Source organism: Pseudomonas sp. AC247, from assembly GCF_979258015.1.
This window is the reverse complement of sequence record NZ_OZ409829.1, coordinates 5705418-5726071: the sequence shown is the minus strand read 5'-3', so window position 1 is coordinate 5726071 and position 20654 is coordinate 5705418. Positions and strand designations below refer to the sequence as shown.

Genomic DNA, 20654 nt, shown 5'->3' with positions numbered 1-20654 from the left:
ATACGACGCGCTTAGTGCAGACCCTGAATATAGCTGGAGACCGCCGCGATGTCTTCGTCGCTGAGGCGCTTGGCGATGGTCTGCATGGTCATGGTGTCGCCGTCGTTGGTGCGGCCACCTTCTTCCTTGCGGAAATCGGTCAGCTGCTTGGCGATGTATTGAGCGTGTTGGCCACCCAGGTGCGGGAAGCCGGCAGCGGCGTTGCCGGCGCCATTCGGCGAGTGGCAACCGGTGCAGGCTGGCAGCCCTTTGGCGAGGTTGCCGCCACGGAACAGTGCTTCACCGCGAGCGACGATCTTCGGATCGGCGGCGCCGACGCTGCCTTTCTGGCTGGCGAAGTAGGCGGCGATGTCGGCCAGATCCTGATCGCTCAGGTTGGTCAGCAGCCCGGTCATTTCCAGAACGGTGCGCTTGCCTGACTTGATGTCGTGCAGTTGCTTGGTCAGGTAGCGTTCACCTTGACCGGCCAGTTTCGGAAAGTTTGGCGCCATGCTGTTGCCGTCCGGGCCATGGCAGGCTCCGCAAACGGCGGCTTTTGCCTGGCCCGCTGCGGCATCACCGGCAGCATGGGCGAAGCCTGAAATTCCCACGGTCAACAGCAGACTCACGATCAATTTGTTCATCAGCTAATCCAACTACGGCTAAGGGTTAAGTTATGGACCGGGCTTACTCGCGCTCATCCAAAGGATGATGGCTTGGTAATCCTCGGCACTGCAGTCCATGCACAAACCACGCGGCGGCATCGCCTTGAAACCCTGGGTCACGTGTTGCACCAGCGTCCCCATACCTTTCGCCAACCTCGGCGTCCAAGCTTCCTGATCGCCTCTTTCGGGCGCCATGGGTAGTTGGCCGGAATGACAGGCACCACAAACACGGTTGTACACGGCTTCCGGATCCTGTGTAGCCTGTGCGCTGTAAAGCGGCATCAAGACTCCGGCAGCCAGCAGCCATTTCGTCATAAAACGACCTTTTCAGGGTTGAGAGCGTTCTGCGTTCTAATGCGCAATCAAAGTCTGTCGCTCTCGTGAACTTCATCCTTCGCTGGGACAAAGCACACACAAAATCTGCGGCATTATATACTGGCGTCACTGAAACGGAAGCGACACCGCGTTCCGCGCCCAATCCCGGCGCCGCCCACATCGGAAATCCCATGCAACTCAAGAATCCCATCCTCGGCCTGTGCCAACAGTCCACGTTCATGCTCAGTGCTGCCAAAGTCGATCAATGCCCTGACGACGAAGGCTTCGAAGTAGCGTTTGCCGGCCGTTCCAACGCCGGTAAATCCAGCGCGCTGAACACATTGACTCACGCCAGCCTGGCGCGCACCTCGAAAACTCCGGGTCGCACACAGCTGTTGAACTTCTTCAAGCTAGACGAAGATCGCCGTCTGGTCGACCTGCCGGGCTACGGTTACGCAAAAGTACCGATCCCACTGAAGATGCACTGGCAGCGTCACCTTGAGGCTTACCTCGGTGGCCGCGAGAGTTTGAAGGGTTTGATTCTGATGATGGACATCCGTCATCCAATGACCGACTTCGACCTGCTGATGCTCGACTGGGCCGTTGCGGCCGGCATGCCGATGCACATCCTGCTGACCAAGGCGGACAAACTGACCTACGGCGCAGCCAAGAACACCCTGCTCAAAGTGCAGTCGGAAATCCGTAAAGGCTGGGGCGACCTGGTCACCATCCAGCTGTTCTCGGCACCAAAACGCATGGGCCTGGAAGAGGCCTACACTGTATTGGCAGGCTGGATGGAACTCGCAGACAAAGGCGCCGAGGCGGCAGCCGAGTAAGTCGGGATATGGAAATTTGTTTGTAGTGTGTTCAGGCAAGGCGAAAGGGCAGTGAAAAGCGGAGTTTAGGGGACCTAAATGAGCATTTGAGCTGATCTTTCAACGCAGCATGAACGCGCTACAGACAAATTTTGGGCAAAAAAAGCCCCGGATTTCATTGGGGAGGGAGAAATTCCGGGGTTTAAGTTCCGAACCGCTAGGGCGGGGTTCAGATATCTGCCAACACTTAACACAACATAGGAGCATCGAAGGGCTTCACCAGCCATTCAGTAACTCTGAGTAGTGTCCTTCCAGATTAGTTCAGATTTTTTTCAAAAAGCTTTGGAATAATCTCAAGTGCTTTTCGAAATATGCAGGTTTTACCGGGCTCGCCGCGACAACAGGTCGCGGCAAACCGTGTTCAAAAGGCTCAATGAGCCTCATCCCAATTGTTGCCTACACCGACTTCGACCAGCAGCGGTACATCCAGTTTCGCCGCTTCGCTCATGTGCACGCGAATTTCGGCGCTGACCTGCTCGACCAGATCCTCGCGAACCTCCAGCACCAATTCATCGTGTACCTGCAGGATGACTCTGGCATCCAGCCCGGACGTCGCCAGCCATTCATCCACAGCGACCATGGCTTTCTTGATGATGTCGGCAGCCGTGCCCTGCATCGGCGCGTTGATCGCCGTGCGCTCGGCGGCAGCGCGTTCCTGCGGCTTGTTCGAGTTGATCTCCGGCAAATACAGGCGACGACCAAAGAACGTTTCGACATAACCCTGATCCGCTGCCTGCGCGCGGGTGCGATCCATGTACTCGCGAACCCCCGGATAACGGGCGAAGTAAGTGTCGATGTAAGCCTTGGCAGTCTTGGTGTCTACGCCGATGTCCTTGCCGAGCTTCTGCGCGCCCATGCCGTAGATCAGGCCGAAGTTGATCGCCTTGGCGCCACGACGCTGATCGGAGCTGACTTCGTGCAGTTCGACCTTGAACACTTCGGCAGCGGTGGCGGTGTGCACGTCGAGATTGTTGCGGAAGGCATTCATCAGGCCTTCGTCCTTGGACAGGTGCGCCATGATCCGCAGTTCGATCTGCGAATAGTCCGCCGCCAGCAGTTTGTAGCCTTTCGGCGCGACGAACGCCTGACGGATACGACGGCCTTCAGCGGTGCGCACCGGGATGTTCTGCAGGTTGGGATCACTGGAAGACAAGCGACCGGTCGACGCCACGGCCTGATGATACGAAGTGTGGATACGCCCGGTACGCGGGTTGATCTGCTCCGGCAGACGATCGGTGTAGGTGCTTTTCAGCTTGCTCATCGAACGGTGCTCCATCAGCACCTTCGGCAAGCGGTGATCGTCTTCGGCGAGTTTCGCCAACACTTCTTCAGCGGTGGACGGCTGACCCTTGGCGGTCTTTTTCAGTACCGGCAGGCCGAGTTTCTCGTAGAGAATCACGCCCAGTTGTTTCGGCGAGCCGAGGTTGAATTCTTCCCCGGCGATCTCGAACGCTTCGCGCTCCAGCGCGACCATTTTGTTGCCCAGCTCGATGCTCTGGATGCCGAGCAGCTCCGCGTCAACGAACGCGCCTTGGCGTTCGATGCGTGCGAGAACCGGCACCAACGGGATTTCGATGTCGGTCAGCACGCTGGCCAGACTCGGGATGGCGCTGAGCTTTTCGAACAAAGTCTGGTGCAAACGCAACGTGACGTCAGCGTCTTCGGCGGCGTACGGCCCGGCCTGTTCCAAGGCGATCTGGTCGAAGGTCAGCTGCTTGGCGCCTTTGCCGGCGATGTCCTGGAAGCTCACGGTGGTGTGATCCAGGTACTTCTGCGCGAGGCTGTCCATGTCGTGGCGGGTGGCGGTGGAGTTGAGCACGTAGGACTCAAGCATCGTGTCGAAGGCGATGCCGCGCACGCTGATGCCTTGGCTCTGATCACCACCGATGGCGCAGTTGGCCAGGATATTCATGTCGAACTTGGCGTGCTGGCCGACCTTGAGCTTGTTCGGGTCTTCCAGAATTGGTTTGAGTGCACGCAGCACGGTGTCGCGATCCAGCTGTTCTGGCACGCCGATGTAGGAGTGGGTCAGCGGAATGTACGCGGCCTCGTTGGCCTGCACGGCGAACGACAGACCGACCAGGTGCGCCTGCTGCGCATCGATGCCGGTGGTTTCGGTGTCGAAGGCGAACAGTTTGGCGTTATTGAGTTTTTCCAGCCAGACGTCGAAACGTGCCTGATCGAGGATGGTTTCGTACGCCGCTTCAGTCGAAGCGGCAGGCGCTTCGGCTTCTGGCGCGCTGAACAGATCGCCGGCCGGTGCAGGCTCGCTGGCCGCGCTCAATTCCAGGCGTTTGGCGTCCCGATCCAGATCATTGATCCAGCTTTTGAATTCCAGTAGCGAGTACAACTCGTAGAGCTTGGCCGGGTCTTCCGCGCCCATCTGCAGATCATCAAGTTCGACGTCCAGCGGCACGTCGACCTTGATGGTCGCCAGTTGATAGGAGAGAAATGCCATCTCCTTGTGCTCTTCGAGCTTGGCCGGCAGGGTTTTCGCGCCGCGAATCGGCAGGGTCGGGACGATGTCGAGATTGGCGTACAACTCGGTGAGGCCACCGTTGACGCCGACCAGCAAGCCGGAAGCGGTCTTCGGGCCGATGCCCGGAACGCCTGGAATGTTGTCGGACGAATCGCCCATCAGCGCCAGATAATCGATGATCTGCTCCGGTGCGACGCCGAATTTCTCCTTCACGCCTTCCACGTCCATCGAGCTACCGGACATGGTGTTGACCAAGGTAATGTGGCCATCGACCAGTTGCGCCATGTCCTTGTCGCCGGTGGAGATGATCACCGGACGATCCGCCGCCGCGCTGCTGCGGGCGAGGGTGCCGATCACGTCATCGGCCTCGACGCCTTCCACGCACAACAGCGGGAAACCGAGGGCGATCACGCTCTGGTGCAACGGCTCGATCTGCACGCGCATGTCGTCGGGCATGCTTGGGCGGTTGGCTTTGTATTCGGCGTACATCTCATCGCGAAATGTCCCACCCTTGGCGTCGAACACCACGGCGAACGGGCTGTCCGGGTACTGCTTGCGCAGACTCTTGAGCATGTTCAGCACGCCTTTGACCGCACCGGTCGGCAGGCCTTTGGAAGTGGTCAGTGGTGGCAGCGCGTGAAAGGCGCGGTACAGGTAAGACGAACCGTCCACCAGGACGAGGGGGGCTTGGCTCATGAGCAGGATCAACCTTTTCGGCGGGTCCGGCGCTAGAATAGCGGGACCGTTGACGACAAAGGGACAAGGTTATCATGCGTACGTTAAATCGCTTGCTGCTGGTCGGTCTGATTGCTGCCTCACCGTTGGCCGCGATGGCGGCGGATGATGCGCCCGCCTCGGAGCCGGAAGTTACGATCAACACGCACACGGAAGGCGACAAGGTCATCCAGGAATACAGTCGCAGTGGCTTCGTCTACGCGATCAAGGTCACGCCAAAGGGTGGCAAACCGTATTTCCTGGTGCGCGCCGATGGCACGGACGCGAACTACATTCGCTCCGACCAGCCGGATATGCTGATTCCGTCGTGGGAAATCTTTACCTGGAAGTAAGTTTCCCGACTTTTAATCGGCGTCGCCTGACCGCGACGCCTGAACTGAGCAGTTTTTAACCATGTCTGTGTTCACTCCCCTGGCTCGGCCCGAGCTGGAAACCTTTCTCGCCCCTTACGGGCTTGGCCGTCTGCTTGATTTCCAGGGGATCGCCGCCGGCAGCGAAAACACCAATTTCTTTATCAGTCTGGAGCAGGGCGAATTCGTCCTGACCCTGGTCGAGCGCGGCCCGGTGCAGGAGATGCCGTTTTTCATCGACCTGCTCGACGTGCTGCACGAAGCCGATCTGCCGGTGCCGTACGCACTGCGCACCACTGACGGCGTGGCGTTGCGTGAGCTGAAAGGCAAACCGGCGCTGCTACAACCGCGCCTGTCCGGCAAACACATCAAAGTCGCCAATGCCCAGCATTGCGTGCAGGTCGGCGAATTGCAGGCGCACCTGCACCTGGCGACGCAGGGCGAGCGCATGATCAAGCGCAAGACCGATCGTGGCCTGGACTGGATGCTGGAAGAGGGCAGCGAATTTCTCTCGCACCTGAGCGATGAGCCGCGTGCCTTGCTGCAAAAGGCGCTGGATGAAATCACTGAGCGCAAAGACAAGATTCTCGCGCTGCCTCGGGCCAACATTCATGCCGACCTGTTTCGCGATAACGCGATGTTCGAAGGCACGCACCTGACCGGTTTGATCGACTTCTACAACGCCTGCTCGGGGCCGATGCTGTACGACGTGGCGATTGCCTTGAATGACTGGTGCTCGGACGAGGACGGTTTGCTCGATGGCCCGCGTGCCCGCGCATTCCTTGACGCTTATGCGGCGCTGCGGCCGTTCACGGCGGCGGAGGCTGAGTTGTGGCCGACCATGCTGCGTGTGGCGTGTGTGCGGTTCTGGCTGTCGCGGTTGATCGCGGCGGAGCAGTTTGCCGGGCAGGACGTGCTGATTCACGATCCGCGGGAATTTGAGCAGCGCTTGGCGCAGCGGCAGCAGGTCAATACACCTTTGCCTTTCGCGCTTTAAGATCAAAAGATCGTCCGAACGCGGCCCGAGCCTTCGGACGATCTTTTTCTATGGGTTTACAGAGATTCCAGGCACCCGGCCAGATCGTTACCCAGCTTCTCCAACACCTGCTCATAGCCCTGAGCCGTCGCCGGTGTATACCCGCCCAACGCATCCAGCTCAGCCAGTTTCACTGGCAGGCCAGCGACCAATGTCTCCGCCAGACGCGGACGCAACGGCGGCTCGCTGAACACACAAGTCTTGCCCACTTCCTGCAAACGCTTGCGCATCGCCGCGACATGCTGTGCACCTGGCTGCACTTCCGCTGCAACACTGAATACCCCAGCGTGCTTCAGGCCGTAAGCCTCTTCAAAGTAATCAAACGCCTCGTGAAAGACGAAGTACGGCTTGCCTTCAACACTGGCCAGACGCTGCTTCAAACGCTGATCCAGCGCATCCAGACGCGCGTCAAACGCCTTGGCATTGCTCTGATAACGCTCGGCGTTGGCCGGGTCGGCAGCGCTCAAGTCTGCCGCCATCTTGTCGGCAATCACCCGCGCATTGACCGGCGACAACCACAAATGCGCATCCAGCGTGCCCGGACGGTGGTCGTGATCATGCTCGTCGGCCTCTTCCGCGTGGGAGTGGCTGTCTTCAGCAAAACGCCGCAGTTTCATCCCCGGCAGATCCTGCACGGCGACGCTCGGCAGCGTACGACCATTCAGCACGCGCGGCAGGAAACCTTCCATGTCCGGGCCAATCCAGTAGAGCAGATCGACCGATTGCACCTTCCGTACGTCGGATGGCCGCAGCGCGTAATTGTGCGGCGACGCACCCGGCGGCAGCAGCACTTCGGGAATCGCCACGCCGTCCTGCACGGCCGCTGCAATCAGCTGCAACGGTTTGATGCTGGTGAGGACTTTGACCTCGGCCTGAGCCGAACCGATCAACAGAAAACTGGCGACAAAAGCCACAAAAACAGAAAAAAGTCGGGACACGATGACCACTCAAGGAGGCGAGAACGGGTAACATAATAACGTCTCTATCAAAACTCGTCGCCGCCCATGCCTATTACACCGATTGCCAGCCGTCCCCACGACCACTCTCATTGCGTGCATAGCGCTTTGTCCGAGGCCGATACCTTGTGCGCCCAGAAAGGCTTGCGCCTGACCGCGTTGCGCCGCCGGGTGCTGGAACTGGTGTGGCAGAGCCACAAGCCGCTGGGCGCCTACGACATTCTCGCCGTGCTCAGCGAGCAGGACGGCCGCCGCGCCGCGCCGCCAACCGTGTACCGCGCGCTGGATTTCCTGTTGGAAAACGGCCTGGTACACCGCATCTCTTCGCTGAACGCCTTCGTAGGCTGCGTCCACCCCGAGCATGCGCATCAGGGCCAGTTCCTGATCTGCCGCGAATGCCACGCCGCCATCGAACTTGAGCAAAAAGTGATCAGCGACGCGATCATCAACAGCGCCAAAGACGTCGGTTTCATCGTCGAAGCACAAACCGTCGAAGTCGTCGGCCTATGCTCCGGTTGCCAGGGGGCTTGATGAGCAATGCGCTGATTCGTCTGGAACAGGTCGCCGTCACGTTTGCCGGGCAGACCGTGCTGGACAACATCGAGCTGAGCGTCGAACCGGGGCAGATCGTCACCTTGATCGGCCCCAACGGCGCCGGCAAGACCACGCTGGTGCGCGCCGTGCTGGGTTTATTGAAGCCCGACAGCGGCAGCGTCTGGCGCAAGCCGAAACTGCGCGTCGGCTACATGCCGCAAAAACTGCATGTCGATCCGACCTTGCCGCTGTCGGTGCTGCGCTTTCTGCGCCTGGTCCCGGGCGTTGACCGTCCGCGTGCGCTGGCGGCGCTGAAAGAAGTTGGCGCCGAACACGTCATCGACAGCCCGGTGCAAAGCGTTTCCGGCGGTGAAATGCAGCGCGTGCTGCTCGCTCGAGCGCTACTGCGCGAGCCGGAATTGCTGGTACTCGATGAGCCGGTGCAGGGCGTCGATGTCGCCGGGCAAGCCGAGCTGTACAGCCTGATCACCCGTCTGCGCGATCGCCATGGCTGCGGCGTGCTGATGGTGTCCCACGATTTGCATCTGGTGATGAGCACCACCGATCAGGTGGTCTGCCTCAACCGTCACGTCTGCTGCTCCGGGCATCCCGAGCAGGTCAGCGGCGATCCGGCGTTTGTCGAACTGTTCGGCAAGAACGCGCAGAGCCTGGCGGTCTATCACCACCATCACGACCACGCTCACGACCTGCACGGTTCGGTGGTCAAAGGGCCGGTTATTGGCCAACCTCACGTTCACGGAGACAACTGCAAGCATGGCTGATTTTCTGTTGTATGCCCTGCTTGCAGGTCTGGCGCTGGCACTGGTGGCCGGGCCGCTCGGTTCGTTTGTGGTCTGGCGGCGCATGGCTTATTTCGGCGACACCCTGTCCCACGCCGCGTTGCTCGGTGTGGCTTTGGGCTTTTTGCTGGATGTCAGCCCGACGGTCGCGGTCACCGTAGGCTGCCTGCTGCTGGCGGTGCTTTTGGTGACCTTGCAACAGCGCCAACCGCTGGCGTCTGACACGCTGTTGGGAATTCTCGCACCCAGCACGCTCTCTCTCGGCCTGGTGGTACTAAGCTTCATGCATGAAGTGCGGATCGACCTGATGGCCTATCTGTTCGGCGACCTGCTGGCGATCAGCCCGACCGACCTGGCGTGGATTCTCGGCGGCAGCGCGGCGGTGCTGGTGTTGCTGGTGACATTGTGGCGGCCATTGCTGGCGATCACCGTGCATGAAGAGCTGGCCAAGGTCGAAGGCCTGCCGGTTGCAGGTCTGCGCATGGCGCTGATGTTGTTGATTGCGGTGGTGATCGCCGTGGCGATGAAAATCGTCGGTGTGTTGCTGATTACTTCACTGCTGATCATCCCGGCAGCTGCGGCACAGCGTCACGCCCGCTCGCCGGAGCAGATGGCGGTTGGCGCGAGCCTGCTGGGCATGCTCGCCGTGTGTGGCGGGCTGGCACTGTCGTGGTTCAAGGACACCCCGGCCGGGCCGTCAATCGTTGTGACGGCGGCCGCACTGTTTCTGTTGAGTTTTGTTCTGCCCCGTCGTGGGGTGTAGACTTGGCCGCTTTTTGCGCAATTAGAGAGTCGCAGGAATGAAGCCGTTCGCCTCCCGTTATCTGCTCCTTGTCGCATTTTCAGTGCTGCTGGGCGCCTGCCAAAGCACGCCGCCGGTGGCCGAAGTCCCCGATGCGCGGGCTACGGCCATCGCACAGCTGGAGCAAAGCCTGGCCAGCAGCGAACTGGCCACCGCCGAAGACCAATTGGCTGCTTTGCAGAAAGAAACTCCCAATGATCAATCCCTTGAGCAATACCAGCGGCAGCTTGCCGAAGCGTATCTGCGTCGCAGCCAGATCGTGCTGCAGAAGGGGGATGTGAATGCCGCTGCTACGGCGTTAAGCCGTGCCCGTGCGTTGATGCCGAAAGCGCCGGCGCTGACCGGTGGCGTCAACGGCGCCATCACTGAAGCGCGCAAGGCTGAGCTGGAAAAAGCTGAAGCGGCGCTGCTGGCGGCCGAAGCCAAGCCGAAAGCCAAGGTGATCGATCCGACTGCCGAGAGCACCACGGTTGCGTTGAATATCACTGATAGCCGCAAACTTCGCCGGCAACTGGATGCGATCGCCGCCGATGTGGTGAATTATGAGTGTGGGGTGACGATTCAGGCGCCACGAACCAATGATTATCCTTGGTTGGCGACGTTGCTGACCAAGCGGGTCAAGAAATTGAATCCGGATTTTGATCTGAAGATTGTGAAGCAGACGGTGCGCACGGTGCCGGCGCAGATGGTGTTGAGTCCGCGTAAACCGTAAAAAGATCGCAGCCTGCGGCAGCTCCTACACAGTCATTCCCTGTAGGAGCTGCCGCAGGCTGCGATCTTTTGCTTTTTAAGCCGGAATGGCTTTCGCCTTAGGCTCACGATCCCAAACCCGATGCTGCCCGATCGCCGCAAAGAACGGTTTGGTCAACGCACCCACATCCTTGCCCTCCAGCAGCCCGGCATCTTTCTCCAGCTTCAACACATCCAGCAACTGCTTGGCTTCGCCCTGCAACGCAATTGCCTTCAAGTGCTTGTAAGCCTCCAGCACGTAGTGCAATGCCACGCCGTCGCCGCTCAACGCCTTGACCGACGCCGCGCCCCCCGGCACAAACACCGCGTCAAAGATCACCGACGGCATGCCCTCCATCGAAGCGTCCACGGGCAGGCTCTTGCCGTCCGCCGTTTTCACCGGCGCCGAAGTCGGCCCCAGCAACTTGGCATGCGCACCTTCAGCCGCCAATGCTTTCTTCATCGCATCAATCGCCGCGCCATCGACACCGTTAGCAGCAAGAATCGCCACTTTTCGCGTTTTGATGTTTTCCGGCAGCAGGTTCGCCTGACTCAGTGCTGGCGAGTGATCGAACGACACCTTGCGCGCATCCACCGTGCCTTTGGCAGGTGCAGGCAGACCCAGATTGGCCGCCACACGCTTGGCCAGTTCCAGATCGATGTTAGCCAGAATCTCGTTCACCTCGCGCGCCCGGATGAACTCGCGTTCAACCTTGCCCAGCTCGAAGCTGTAGGCGGCAATGATGTGCTCTTTCTCATGGTCGCTCATGCTGTTGAAGAACAACGTCGCCTGGGAGAAATGGTCGCTGAACGATTCGCTGCGCTGGCGGATCTTGTTCGCATCGATGCGTTCCGGATAACTCTCGAAACCACCGTCCTGCGCGGCCGGCGGTGTCTCTTTCGGCCAGCCGCCATCAATCGAGTTCGGCTCGTAAGAGGCACGACCCTTATCGATCACCGTGCGGTGCTGCGCATCGCGCTGGCCATTGTGGAACGGCGCCACCGGGCGGTTGATCGGCAGCTCATGAAAGTTCGGCCCACCGAGTCGGCTGATTTGCGTATCGGTGTAGGAAAACAGCCGACCTTGCAGCAGCGGGTCGTTGGAGAAGTCGATGCCCGGCACGATGTGGCCAGGGCAGAACGCAACCTGCTCGGTCTCGGCAAAGAAGTTGTCCGGGTTGCGGTTCAAGGTCATTTTGCCCAACGGCGTGATCGGCACGATTTCTTCGGGGATCAGCTTGGTCGGGTCGAGGATGTCGAAATCGAAGTCGTGTTCGTTTTCCTCCTCGATGATCTGCACGCCGAGTTCCCATTCCGGGTAGTCGCCCATCTCGATCGCTTCCCAGAGGTCGCGACGGTGGTAGTCGGTGTCTTTACCGGCGAGCTTCTGCGCCTCGTCCCAGACCAGTGAGCAAGTGCCGGCAGTAGGGCGCCAGTGGAATTTGACGAAGCGCGATTTGCCCTCGGCGTTGATCAGCCGGAAGGTGTGCACGCCGAAGCCCTGCATGCTGCGCAGGCTTTTCGGAATCGCGCGGTCGGACATCGCCCAGATGACCATGTGCGCCGATTCCGGCACCAGCGAGACGAAGTCCCAGAAAGTGTCGTGAGCAGAGCCACCGGTGGGAATTTCATTGTGCGGCTCGGGTTTCACCGCGTGGACGAAGTCGGGAAACTTGATCGCGTCCTGAATGAAAAACACTGGCATGTTATTGCCGACCAGGTCGAAGTTGCCTTCATCGGTGAAGAACTTCACCGCGAAGCCACGCACGTCGCGTACGGTATCGCCGGAACCACGCGGGCCCTGCACCGTGGAAAAGCGCACGAACACCGGCGTCTTTTTCCCCGGATCCTGTAGGAAACCGGCCTTGGTCAGCGTCGAATGGTTCTCGTAGGCCTGAAAGAAACCATGAGCGCCAGTGCCGCGCGCGTGGACGATGCGCTCCGGGATGCGTTCATGGTCAAAATGCGTGATCTTTTCCCGCATGATGAAGTCTTCCAGCAGCGACGGTCCGCGCGGGCCGGCCTTGAGGGTGTTCTGGTTGTCAGCAACCTTGACCCCCTGATTGGTACGCAGGGCCTGGCCGGTGGCGTCGGAGCGAAATTTTTCCAGGCTGTCGAGTTTGGCGTTGGTGTTGGCGCGATCCGGGGTATCGGTTCCGGCCATCTGGCTTTTATCGGTCGTAGGCTTCTTGCTCATCAGTCGTAAACTCCTCGGTTGACCCCGATGCTTGCCGGGGACTCTTGAGTGGTTCCCAGGCACGGCACCCAGGGTTTTCAAGTCGCTTACTTAGTGACTGATGAGGCACTCGGGGCGTTCCTTTTTTATGACCTTTGATCTTGTTATTGCCAAATCGAAGGTTAATTGCGAAATAAATGCTAAGAACCTCTATACGGACAGGCTAAAATGCGCGCCCGGCTAACCGCTGATCCTTTTCTAACGCGCCCCACAAGGTTCGCTACGTGATCGAGTTTCAAAACGTCCACAAGACTTACCGCGTCGCCGGTAAGGATATTCCCGCGCTGCACCCGACCAGTCTCTCTATCGAGAACGGGCAGGTGTTCGGCCTGATCGGCCATTCCGGTGCGGGCAAAAGTACCCTGCTGCGTCTGATCAATCGCCTGGAAGACTCCAGTGGCGGCAAGATCTTCGTCGACGGCGAAGAAGTCACCGCGCTGGATGCCAACGGCCTGCGCCGTTTCCGCCAGCAAGTCGGGATGATCTTCCAGCACTTCAACCTGCTTGCCTCCAAGACCGTGGCCGACAACGTTGCGTTGCCGCTGACCCTGGCGGGGGAGTTGTCGAGCAGCGAGGTGAATCAGCGCGTCGCCGAATTGCTCAAGCGCGTCGGCCTGTCCGACCACGCGAAAAAGTACCCGGCGCAATTGTCCGGTGGCCAGAAGCAGCGCGTCGGCATCGCCCGCGCCCTGGCGACCAAGCCGAAGATTCTGCTGTGCGACGAGGCCACCAGTGCCCTCGACCCGCAGACCACCGCTTCGGTCCTGCAACTGCTGGCCGAGATCAATCGCGAGCTGAAGCTGACCATCGTCCTGATCACCCACGAGATGGATGTGATCCGTCGCGTCTGCGATCAAGTGGCGGTGATGGACGCTGGCGTGATCGTCGAGCAAGGTTCGGTGGCCGATGTGTTCCTGCATCCCAAGCACCCGACCACCAAGCGTTTCGTTCAGGAAAGCGAGCAGATCGACGAAAGTGAACAGCGTGATGACTTCGCTCACGTGCCAGGCCGCATCGTGCGTCTGACCTTCCAGGGCGAAGCGACCTACGCGCCGTTGCTCGGTACCGTCGCCCGGGAAACCGGCGTCGACTACAGCATCCTTGCCGGCCGTATCGACCGCATCAAAGACATTCCGTACGGGCAATTGACCCTCGCCGTCACCGGTGGCGACATGGAGGCGGCTTTCGCCCGCTTCACCGCCGCTGACGTTCACATGGAGGTATTGCGCTAATGGAAGACCTGATCAGTTTCTTCACCAATATCGACTGGTACGAAATCTGGCTGGCCACTGGCGACACCATGCTGATGCTTGGCGGGTCGCTGCTGTTCACCGTGTTGCTCGGCCTGCCGCTGGGCGTGCTGCTGTTCCTCTGCAGCCCGCGCCAGTTGCTGGAAAGCCGTGGCCTCTACGCGTTCATGTCGTTGGCGGTGAACATCCTGCGTTCGCTGCCGTTCATTATTCTGTTGATCGTGATGATCCCGTTCACCGTGCTAATCACCGGCACGTCGCTGGGCGTGGCCGGTGCGATTCCGCCGTTGGTGGTGGGCGCGACACCGTTCTTTGCGCGTCTGGTGGAAACCGCGCTGCGTGAAGTCGATCGCGGCATCATCGAAGCGACCCAGTCGATGGGCGCGACCACGCGGCAGATCATCATGAACGCCTTGCTGCCGGAAGCCCGCCCGGGCATCTTCGCGGCGATTACGGTGACGGCGATTACACTGGTGTCCTACACGGCGATGGCCGGTGTGGTCGGCGCCGGTGGTCTGGGTGACCTGGCGATCCGTTTCGGTTACCAGCGTTTCCAGACCGACGTGATGATCGTCACCGTGGTGTTGCTGTTGATTCTGGTGCAAGTGCTGCAGATGGTCGGTGATCGACTGGTCGTGCATTTCTCGCGCAAATAACCGGTTTTGTAATCAAGAGATGAGCCGGCCATTCGCTGGCAGGCGCCAGACGGGCGCTTTGAAAAGGAGTTAGCTGAATGAAAAAACTGATCGCTGCTTTTGCTGCCGTTGCAGCATTCTCGGCCCACGCCGAAACCCTGACCGTTGCCGCCACCCCGGTGCCGCACGCAGAAATCCTCGAGTTCGTGAAACCAGCCTTGGCCAAAGAAGGCGTGGAGCTGAAGGTCAAGGTCTTCACCGACTACATTCAGCCGAACGTACAAGTCGCGGAAAAGCGTCTGGACGCCAACTTCTTCCAGCACCAGCCGTACCTCGATGAGTTCAACAAGGCCAAGGGCACTAACCTTGTCGCCGTGACCGGTGTGCACCTGGAGCCGCTGGGCGCTTATTCGAGCAAGCTCAAGGATCTGAAGGATCTGCCAAGCGGCGCCAACGTGGTGATTCCGAACGACGCCACCAACGGCGGCCGTGCGCTGTTGCTGCTGGCCAAGGCGGGCGTGATCACGCTGAAGGATCCGACCAACATTCTGTCGACCGTCAAAGACATCGCGACCAACCCGAAAGACCTGAAGATCCGTGAACTGGAAGCCGCGACCATCCCGCGCGTGCTGACCCAGGTCGATCTGGCGCTGATCAACACCAACTACGCGCTGGAAGCCAAGCTCGATCCGTCCAAGGATGCGCTGGTGATTGAAGGCAATGACTCGCCGTACGTGAACATCCTCGTGTCCCGCCCGGACAACAAGGACAGCGACGCGATGAAGAAACTGGCTGCAGCCCTGCACAGCCCGGAAGTGAAGAAATTCATTACCGAGAAGTACAAAGGCGCGGTGCTGCCGGCGTTCTGATTTAGATTGCTGTAACGAAAAAGGGACGCCACTGGCGTCCCTTTTTTGTGTCTGATGTCCCGTCCTGAATAAGGTTTACACCTTCTGACCCATTCTCAGGAGGACGTAATGAACACGGGAAAAAGGCGCAGCCAGCGTGATTACACGCTGACCTTTAAATTGTCGGTCGTCGATCAGGTCGAAAAAGGCGAGTTGAGTTATAAAGAGGCTCAAGAGCGCTATGGCATTCAGGGTAAAACGACTGTGCTGAACTGGTTACGCAGGCATGGTCGGCAGGACTGGAGTCAAGGCGCGTCCATTCGCTCCAAGAGACCCCGTTCCATGGATGAGCCCGATAAACCGCTGACACCCGAACAGCAAATCAAAGAGCTTGAAGAAAAGCTTGCCCAAGCCAACCAGAAAGCTCAGTTTTTCGAAGCCGTCGTTGATGTTTTGAAGAACGACTTCGGTGTTTCTGTCGTAAAAAAGCGATCCGGCAAGTCCTCTCCCAAGGGCAGATCCAAGACCTGAGCATTAGTCGGGCTTGCCAGTTCATAGGGATTTCCCGTCAGGCTTATTACAAGCGCAACCGGGCATGTGATGCCCGGGCTCGTCATGCCCAGGAAGTGATGGGGTTCGTGAGGGAAAAGCGACTTAGGCAACCGCGCCTTGGCACCCGAAAACTTCACAATCTAATGCGCACTGAGCCAGAAGTGTCCGTAAAGGTTGGTCGAGACCGTTTATTCGATATCTTGCGAGATCGGCGCGAACTGGTTCCCCGCAGACGGGCCTATCACAAAACGACAGACAGCCATCATCGCTTTCGCCGGCATCCAAACCTGCTCAAAGATGGGCCGATTCAGGTAGTTGCCAAGGTGCCAGAACAAGTATGGGTTGCGGACATCACCTACTTACCGACGCAAACGGGTGTGGTTTATCTGAGTTTGATCACCGATGCGTACTCCCGAAAAATCGTGGGGCACCATGTCCATGAAAGCTTGCACACCGAATCGGTGATCCAGGCGTTCAACAAAGCCCTCAAGCAACGGATGACGGAGCAACGCCTGGTGCATCACTCGGATAGAGGCGTCCAGTACTGCTCCGAGCTTTATCAGCGGCTGCATGCCAAATACGGCATCACCTGCTCAATGACCGATGGCTACGACTGCTACCAAAATGCGTTGGCTGAGCGTGTGAATGGGATTTTGAAAAACGAGTTATTGCTGCATCGCCCCAAAGATTTTGCAGAGGCCATCCGGATGGTGGACGAGTCGGTGCAGATCTATAACAACGAGCGACCTCATCTGTCGCTGAAATACAAAACGCCCGATGCGGTGCATCGGGCGTTTTGAGACTGAAACAGGTGTAAACCTATTTCAGGACTAGACATGAAATACCGACCCTGTAGGAGTGAGCCTGCTCGCGATCGCGGTATAGCTGTCACATCAATATTGGATGTGCCGACGTCATCGCGAGCAGGCTCACTCCTACAAGGGATCGGCGGTGTTCTTATTTGCGGTTTAGCATCACCGGGAGTTGCGCCACCAGTTTGGCGTTGTTCAGCGGCGCACGAATAAACCCCCGCTGGGTGCCATCCGGGCCAATCACCGCGAGGTTGCCGCTGTGATCCACGGTGTAATTCGGCTTACTGGTATCCGCCGGAATAAACGGAATACTCACCGCATTCGCCACCTTCTGCAGCTCTTCAATCGAAGTCGGCGTCAGGCCGATGAACTGCGGATCAAAGTAGCCCAGATACTGCTTCAACTGCTTCGGGTTATCACGGTTCGGGTCAACGCTGACCAGCACGATCTGCAACTTGTCCACAGCGTCTTTCGGTAGTTCACTCTTGATCTGGCGCAGTTGGGCGAGGGTGGTCGGGCAGATGTCCGGGCAGAAGGTGTAGCCGAAGAACAACAGGCTCCACTTACCCTTCAACTCATTGATCGCCACCGGTTTGCCGTCCTGATCAGTCATCGTCACGTCCGGCAGATTGCGGCTCTGTGGCAGCAGGATGATGCCGGCGTCGATCAACGCGGTCGGGTCGCCCTGGCCCTTGCCGCTCAGCACTTTGTTGACGGTCAGGCCGAGGATCAGCGCGATCACGGCGACGAGGATGAAGACGGTTTTCTGGGTTCGAGTCATAGGTTCAACAGTAAGTAGTGGTCTACGAGCAGGGCGATGAACAGTAGAAACAAGTACCAAATAGAGTACTTGAAGGTGTTGATCGCCGCGTGCGGCCGAGTGCCACGGTACAGCACCACGGCCCATTGCAGAAACCTTGCGCCGAGGGCGAGCGCGCAAATCAGGTAGAGCACGCCGCTCATGTGGATCACGTATGGCAGCAGACTCACCGCCAGCAGCGCAAACGTGTACAGCAGAATATGCACCTTGGTGTAGTGCTCGCCGTGGGTGACCGGCAGCATCGGGATGTCGGCCTTGGCGTATTCCTCTTTGCGATGGATCGCCAGCGCCCAGAAGTGCGGCGGCGTCCAGGCGAAGATGATCAGCACCAGCAACAACGGTTCGGCGCTGACGTGGCCGGTGGCGGCGGTCCAACCCAACAGAGGTGGGGCGGCGCCGGCGAGGCCACCGATGACGATGTTCTGTGGCGTCGCACGTTTGAGGAAACCGGTGTAGATCACCGCGTAACCGAGCAGCGAAGCGAGCGTTAGCCACGCCGTCAGCGGATTGGTGAAAGCCAGCAACAACGCCTGACCAAGCAGCGCCAATGCCAATGCAAAGGTCAGCGCTGCTGCAGGCGAAACCCGACCTTCAGCCAACGGCCGTTTATGCGTACGCGCCATCACTGCATCGATGCGCCGATCGACCACATGATTGACCGCTGCCGCGCCGCCGGCACATAGCACAATCCCCAGATTGCCGAACACCAGCACCGTCCATGGCACCCCGGCGCGGGTCGCGAGGAACATGCCGACCAGCGAGGTGATCAGCATCAGCACCACGACTTTCGGTTTGGTCAGTTCCAGGTAATCACGCCAGATCGCCTGATGCGGACGTTCGCCAATCAGAATCGCCACGGCGTTTCTCCTTTAATAGTGATGGGCGCGGCGGAATGTTTGCGCGGGCTCAGGCGCCAGCGCGCGAGCACCGGTTGTTTGACCCGAACCAGGCTGGTGCGCGCGTGGTAATTGACCAGCACCATCGTCAGCAACAGCGCCGCACCGCCAGCGTTATGTGCGACCGCCGCTGGCAGCGGTAGATGGAACAACACGTTGCTGATGCCGAGGGTGATCTGCGCCGCGAGGGCAATCAGCACCAGACCGGCCAACCGCGTCATGCCAACCACTTTTAGTTGCCAGGCGAGACCGAGCAGCACCAACGTCACCAGCAACGCGCCGATACGGTGAGTCAGGTGAATCGCCGTGCGCGCATCGCTGTCGAGTTGCCCGCCGAGATAATTCGGGCCGATGTGTTGCGTCAGATGAAAGCCATTGGCGAAATCCGCTGGCGGCAACCACTGCCCGTGGCAGGTCGGGAAGTCGATACACGCCACCGCCGCGTAGTTGGAACTGACCCAGCCACCCAGTGCGATCTGGCCAATCACCAACAACAGTCCCGCCGTCGCCCAATACTGCAAACGCTTGGGCACGGTCAGCGCCGGCAGCACGCCGGACAATCTAAGCGTCAGCAAAAACAGCAGACTCAACGTCGCAAAACCGCCAAGCAAATGCCCGGTGACCACTTGCGGCCAGAGCTTGAGCGTCACCGTCCACATGCCGAACGCTGCTTGCGCAAACACCACCGTCAGCAGAAACAGTGGCAGCTTCACCGGCTGCCCCGGATGACGCCGATTGACCCACGCCCGCCCGGCCAGAATCGAAATCAGCAGGCCGAGGGTGCCGGCGAAGTAGCGGTGGATCATCTCGTTCCAGCCCTTGTGCGCCTCCACCGGCGAGTCGGGGTAATGCAGTTCGGCATGGGCCAGTTGCGCTTCGCTTTTCGGCACGCTGATAAAACCGTAGCAGCCCGGCCAGTCCGGACAGCCGAGGCCGGCGTGGGTCAGGCGCGTATAGGCGCCGAGCAGCACCACAATCAGCGCCAGCAGGGTGGCAAACAGCGCGAGGCGAAATCCAGGTTTGGCCATGACGATGCCCTTATCCGATGTTCGACAGTTTCAGCAGGTGCCGCAGGTCGTTGAGCAGATCCTTGCCTTTCACATTCGGCTCGTAACGCAGCACGAGGTTGCCGTGCGGGTCGATGATCCACAGTTGCGGCGTGGCTTTGTCGCCCGTGGTCTTGCCGAACACATTGGCGTCCAGCGGATAGCGTTGCAGTTGCGGGTATTCGCGGCTCAGCTTGGCGTCGTAATCAGTGCTGACCGGTTGCGCCACGGCGAGGGCATGGCTGGCGCGCCCGGCATCGCGACCGAGACCGATCTGAATCTGCCGCGCCAGATATACCAGTTGCTGGCAATCGACCGCACAATCCTTCGGCGCAGTGACCAGCATCTGCCAGCGCTCTTCATCGGCCTGCACGCCGAGGTCGGCGCGGGTCTGGCCGTTGCCGATCAGCTCGCCGTGATAGCTGCGACCCTCCGGCACCCAGAACTGCAATTTGTACATGCCGGTGGCGAGCACCATTGGGCCAATCACGCCAAGCAAAATCAGCAGCAGCTGAACGCGCCCGCGACGGCGGCTGGCGGCAGGTTTCGCCTCAGACATGCTGGGTGGATTCATGGCCGTTCCCATGGTGTTTCTCCTTTGCATTGTGCAAGCCCAAATAGACGTAGAGGCCGAGCAGGGCGGTGGCCATGGCGAACCACTGCACGGCGTAACCGAGGTGTTTTTCCGGGCCCATCGCAACCACCGGCCAATCGGCCTCGTAGCTGGCCGGGCCGGGTTCGGCGCGTAATTCGTAGGCGAAGCCGTCGCGGTCGAGGGTTTGCCACAGCTTGGCGGGTTCGACGGCGGTGATGGTTTGCGGCCAGGTGCTGCTGACTGGATCAGCGTGCAACTGGAAAGTGGCGCCGGGGGCGACGTAGACCCAGGCATCGACATTCAACGCTTCAGTGGGCGTGGTGAATTGCGGCGGTACGCGGCGATCCGGCCACGGCAACCAGCCGCGATTGACCAGCAGCCACAAACCGCTGCGTTGATCCTGAAACGGTTGCAGCAACTCGACGCCGACTTTGCCGTTACGTTGGCGGTTATCCAGCAGCAGACTGTGCGCGGCATCGAACTGGCCGTGCAGATGCACGCGGCGATACGCCGGATCGGCGCCGTTCAGCAACTCAGTGCTGGCCATCGGCTCGGCCGCACGACGTTCGGCGTAACTGGCGAGCAGGGCGGTTTTCTCGGCGCCCCGGCTCAGTTGCCAAAAGCCCAGCGACACCAGCAGCGGCAGCAACAACGCCACCACCACGGTCGGAATCACGCCCGGACGAAAGTGCTTCATGGCCGCGCCACA

General features: G+C 59.7%; 21 protein-coding genes. 11 read left to right on the top strand and 10 right to left on the bottom strand.

Going from position 1 to position 20654, the window contains the following annotated elements:
* Positions 1-11 precede the first annotated feature (11 nt).
* Entirely contained in the window at positions 12-623 is a 612-nt protein-coding gene (locus ACZZ0B_RS25930; RefSeq protein WP_008081240.1) for a c-type cytochrome, read from the bottom strand.
* Between the two features lie 30 nt (positions 624-653).
* A complete protein-coding gene (locus tag ACZZ0B_RS25925) occupies positions 654-959 on the bottom strand; it encodes a c-type cytochrome (RefSeq protein ID WP_045123119.1) in 306 nt (101 codons plus the stop codon).
* 191 nt (positions 960-1150) lie between these two features.
* On the opposite strand from ACZZ0B_RS25925, the gene yihA reads away from it, so the two are divergent.
* Positions 1151-1795, top strand: a complete 645-nt coding sequence (gene yihA / locus ACZZ0B_RS25920) for a ribosome biogenesis GTP-binding protein YihA/YsxC (protein ID WP_008081236.1) — start codon at positions 1151-1153, stop codon at positions 1793-1795.
* Positions 1796-2204: 409 nt separating this feature from the next.
* Here the strand turns inward: yihA and polA are convergent, their stop codons facing one another.
* The gene (polA, locus tag ACZZ0B_RS25915) at positions 2205-5009 is read right to left on the bottom strand and encodes a DNA polymerase I (protein ID WP_463546542.1); all 2805 of its coding nucleotides are present in this window, start codon (positions 5007-5009) and stop codon (positions 2205-2207) included.
* Between the two features lie 74 nt (positions 5010-5083).
* Here polA and ACZZ0B_RS25910 point away from each other — a divergent pair, with 74 nt between their 5' ends.
* Both ACZZ0B_RS25910 and ACZZ0B_RS25905 read left to right on the top strand, forming a co-directional pair.
* A complete protein-coding gene (locus ACZZ0B_RS25910; protein ID WP_008081231.1) occupies positions 5084-5380 on the top strand; it encodes a DUF2782 domain-containing protein in 297 nt (98 codons plus the stop codon).
* 61 nt (positions 5381-5441) lie between these two features.
* Entirely contained in the window at positions 5442-6395 is a 954-nt protein-coding gene (locus ACZZ0B_RS25905; RefSeq protein WP_463546541.1) for a homoserine kinase, read from the top strand.
* Positions 6396-6451: 56 nt separating this feature from the next.
* Here the strand turns inward: ACZZ0B_RS25905 and ACZZ0B_RS25900 are convergent, their stop codons facing one another.
* Positions 6452-7372 (bottom strand): zinc ABC transporter substrate-binding protein ZnuA, encoded by a 921-nt coding sequence (locus ACZZ0B_RS25900; protein WP_008081226.1) that lies wholly within the window; start codon positions 7370-7372, stop codon positions 6452-6454.
* A 66-nt stretch (positions 7373-7438) separates the two neighbouring features.
* Between ACZZ0B_RS25900 and ACZZ0B_RS25895 the strand changes: the two genes are divergently transcribed.
* The 4 genes from ACZZ0B_RS25895 to ACZZ0B_RS25880 are packed head-to-tail and all read left to right on the top strand — an operon-like array spanning position 7439 to position 10238.
* On the top strand, positions 7439-7921 hold the full coding sequence (locus ACZZ0B_RS25895; protein WP_053125415.1) for a Fur family transcriptional regulator: 483 nt from the start codon (positions 7439-7441) through the stop codon (positions 7919-7921).
* Positions 7921-8706 (top strand): zinc ABC transporter ATP-binding protein ZnuC, encoded by a 786-nt coding sequence (gene znuC, locus ACZZ0B_RS25890; RefSeq protein WP_008081224.1) that lies wholly within the window; start codon positions 7921-7923, stop codon positions 8704-8706. The genes ACZZ0B_RS25895 and znuC overlap by 1 nt, the downstream gene beginning before the upstream one ends.
* Positions 8699-9487: a zinc ABC transporter permease subunit ZnuB gene (znuB, locus tag ACZZ0B_RS25885; protein ID WP_008081222.1), complete on the top strand. Its 789-nt coding sequence runs from the start codon at positions 8699-8701 to the stop codon at positions 9485-9487. The genes znuC and znuB overlap by 8 nt, the downstream gene beginning before the upstream one ends.
* 37 nt (positions 9488-9524) lie before the next feature.
* The gene (locus ACZZ0B_RS25880) at positions 9525-10238 is read left to right on the top strand and encodes a PA5502 family lipoprotein (RefSeq protein WP_008081221.1); all 714 of its coding nucleotides are present in this window, start codon (positions 9525-9527) and stop codon (positions 10236-10238) included.
* A 75-nt stretch (positions 10239-10313) separates the two neighbouring features.
* Here the strand turns inward: ACZZ0B_RS25880 and katE are convergent, their stop codons facing one another.
* Entirely contained in the window at positions 10314-12455 is a 2142-nt protein-coding gene (katE, locus tag ACZZ0B_RS25875; protein WP_463546975.1) for a catalase HPII, read from the bottom strand.
* 260 nt (positions 12456-12715) lie between these two features.
* Between katE and ACZZ0B_RS25870 the strand changes: the two genes are divergently transcribed.
* The 4 genes from ACZZ0B_RS25870 (at position 12716) to ACZZ0B_RS25855 (ending at position 16576) form a co-directional block, all read left to right on the top strand.
* Entirely contained in the window at positions 12716-13723 is a 1008-nt protein-coding gene (locus tag ACZZ0B_RS25870) for a methionine ABC transporter ATP-binding protein (protein WP_008081216.1), read from the top strand.
* A complete protein-coding gene (locus tag ACZZ0B_RS25865; RefSeq protein ID WP_008081214.1) occupies positions 13723-14397 on the top strand; it encodes a methionine ABC transporter permease in 675 nt (224 codons plus the stop codon). Before ACZZ0B_RS25870 ends, ACZZ0B_RS25865 begins: the two co-directional genes overlap by 1 nt.
* A gap of 77 nt (positions 14398-14474) precedes the next feature.
* On the top strand, positions 14475-15245 hold the full coding sequence (locus ACZZ0B_RS25860; protein ID WP_440096071.1) for a MetQ/NlpA family ABC transporter substrate-binding protein: 771 nt from the start codon (positions 14475-14477) through the stop codon (positions 15243-15245).
* A gap of 108 nt (positions 15246-15353) precedes the next feature.
* A protein-coding gene (locus tag ACZZ0B_RS25855; protein ID WP_463546540.1) for an IS3 family transposase occupies positions 15354-16576 on the top strand; the annotation gives its coding sequence in 2 pieces (ribosomal slippage) (positions 15354-15705 and positions 15705-16576; 1224 coding nt in all).
* Between the two features lie 157 nt (positions 16577-16733).
* On the opposite strand, the gene ACZZ0B_RS25850 is transcribed toward ACZZ0B_RS25855, so the two are convergent.
* The 5 genes from ACZZ0B_RS25850 to ACZZ0B_RS25830 are packed head-to-tail and all read right to left on the bottom strand — an operon-like array spanning position 16734 to position 20642.
* On the bottom strand, positions 16734-17369 hold the full coding sequence (locus ACZZ0B_RS25850; protein ID WP_008081211.1) for an SCO family protein: 636 nt from the start codon (positions 17367-17369) through the stop codon (positions 16734-16736).
* Positions 17366-18265 (bottom strand): heme o synthase, encoded by a 900-nt coding sequence (gene cyoE, locus ACZZ0B_RS25845; protein WP_463546539.1) that lies wholly within the window; start codon positions 18263-18265, stop codon positions 17366-17368. The genes ACZZ0B_RS25850 and cyoE overlap by 4 nt, the downstream gene beginning before the upstream one ends.
* Positions 18253-19332, bottom strand: coding sequence for a COX15/CtaA family protein (locus ACZZ0B_RS25840; protein WP_463546538.1), 1080 nt, complete (start codon positions 19330-19332; stop codon positions 18253-18255). Before ACZZ0B_RS25840 ends, cyoE begins: the two co-directional genes overlap by 13 nt.
* Before the next feature lie 10 nt (positions 19333-19342).
* Entirely contained in the window at positions 19343-19936 is a 594-nt protein-coding gene (locus tag ACZZ0B_RS25835) for a hypothetical protein (protein WP_463546537.1), read from the bottom strand.
* Entirely contained in the window at positions 19902-20642 is a 741-nt protein-coding gene (locus ACZZ0B_RS25830) for an SURF1 family protein (RefSeq protein ID WP_463546536.1), read from the bottom strand. The genes ACZZ0B_RS25835 and ACZZ0B_RS25830 overlap by 35 nt, the downstream gene beginning before the upstream one ends.
* Between the last annotated feature and the right edge of the window lie 12 nt (positions 20643-20654).